Genomic DNA, 1,922 nt, shown 5'->3' with positions numbered 1-1,922 from the left:
CAGGTGCTGCCGATCTGCACGTCCTCCAGGACGCCGAGCGCGTCCGGGACGAGCACCGCCGCGGAGAAGTAGACGCTCACCAGGTACGAGATGATCGCCTTGTCGCTGATCCCCATGAACCGGACGTTCATCCCCGGCCGGATCTCGTCCGGCAGCCCCGTCTGGTGGAGCCCCACCACGCCCTGGTCCGCCTCGCCGAGCCGCATCGCGATCACCGAGCTGGTCCCCTCCGCGGTGATCGGGATCTTGTTGCACGGCAGCAGCGGGATGCCGCGCCAGTTGTTGACCTCGCTGCCCAGGTACTCCGTGCGCGGCGGATAGATGCCGCGCTTGTTCCACTCCCGGCCGATCGCCGCGATCGCCTTCGGGTGCGCCAGCAGCACGTGCGTCTGCCGGCGGCGGGAGATCAGCTCGTCCAGGTCGTCGGGTGTGGGCGGGCCCGAGCGGGTGTGGATGCGCTGCTTGAGGTCGGCGTTGTGCAGCAGGCCGAACGAGCGGTTGTTGATCAGCTCGTGCTCCTGGCGCTCGCGCAGCGCCTCGACGGTCAGCCTCAGTTGCTGCTCGACCTGGTTCATCGGGTCGTTGTACAGGTCGGCGACCCGGCTGTGGACGCGCAGCACGGTCTGCGCGACCTCCAGCTCGTACTCCCTGGGCGTCAACTCGTAGTCCACGAAGGTGCCCGGGAGGTCCGCCTCGCCGCGGTGGCCGGAGGCCAGCTCGATCTCGGCCTCGCCCTTGCTGTTCTGCCGCTGCCGCGGGACGGCGCCGAACGCCGCCAGGTGCTCGCGCAGCCCCTCTGCCTGCGCCAGCAACTCGTCGAGCGCGGAGCGCGCGAGGACCAGCACCGTGCCGCGGGTCGTGGCGCGCACCGTGAACGACCACGTGCCGTCGGCGGAGACGAGCGCCTCCGAGCCGACGTAGTCGCCGTCCGCGAGGACGCCGAGGACGGTCTCGTCCCCGTACTTCCCGGTGCCGACCCGCTCCAGCCGCCCGTGCGCGACCAGCACCACCTGGTCCGCCGCCGCCCCCGCGGACACGACCGCGTCCCCCGGCGCGACCTCCCGCTGCTCGAACCGGCCTGCCAGGGCCGTGAGCACCTCCTCGTCCTCGAACGCGCGCAGCTGCGGCAGCTCGCGCAGCTCCTGCGGGATGACGCGCACGTCGCCGCCGACCGAGGTGAACTCGACCTGCCCGTCGCCGAGCGTGTGGGTGAGGCGCCGGTTCACCCGGTACGCACCGCCCTTGACCTCCGTCCACGGCAGCGCCTTGAGCAGCCAGCGGGAGGAGATCCCCTGCATCTGCGGGGGCGTCTTGGTGGTCGTCGTGAGGTTCCGCGCGGCGGCGGTGTCGAGGCTGAGGCGGTCGGGGGGTTCGACGGACGCGGACGTTTCTTCTGGCGTGGTCGTCATGGCACCGAAGCTAGGCTTCGGTGCAAAGCGGCAGCAATCGCTCGAAGGAGTAGGAATATCTGCCTTGATTCCTGGATAGGGCTGGGTCCTACGGGACTTGCTTACCGGAGTGTGACGGCGGGCGTGGCAGTGGCCGCCCGCCGCGGCCGGCGACCCTAGGCTCGCCGGCATGCGCGTACTCGTCACCGGCGGCGCCGGGTTCATCGGATCGCACGTGGTCTCCGCCCTCGCGGAGCGGGGGCACGAGGCGGTGGTGCTGGACGTACGGGACGCCGGGCCGCCCGGCCGTACGTGCGAGGCGTACCTGCGGGGCGACGTGCGGGACCGCGACGCCGTCGCGGCGGCGCTCGCCGGGGTCGACGCCGTCTGCCACCAGGCGGCGATGGTCGGCCTCACCGAGGACTTCGCGGACGCGCCCGCGTACGTCGGAGCCAACGACCTCGGCACCGCCGTGCTCCTCGCCGCGATGGCGGAAGCGGGAGCGCGGCGGCTGGTGCTGGCGGGGTCGATGGT

The 1,922-nt window shown here is 72.0% G+C and carries 2 protein-coding genes; one reads left to right on the top strand and one right to left on the bottom strand.

The features are described from left to right. Window positions 1-1,409 (bottom strand): family 2B encapsulin nanocompartment shell protein (locus H5J30_RS30180; protein ID WP_181790574.1); only part of this gene is annotated, 1,409 nt, incomplete at its 3' end. A gap of 169 nt (window positions 1,410-1,578) precedes the next feature. Between H5J30_RS30180 and H5J30_RS30175 the strand changes: the two genes are divergently transcribed. After that, window positions 1,579-1,922, top strand: a 344-nt coding sequence (locus H5J30_RS30175) for an NAD-dependent epimerase/dehydratase family protein (protein WP_181790572.1), incomplete at its 3' end; no start/stop codon positions are given.

Origin of the sequence: Streptomyces phytophilus (assembly GCF_013870535.1) — a bacterium.
Classification (GTDB): Bacteria; Actinomycetota; Actinomycetes; order Streptomycetales; family Streptomycetaceae; genus Streptomyces; species Streptomyces phytophilus.
This window is presented reverse-complemented; position numbering and strand designations above follow the sequence as displayed.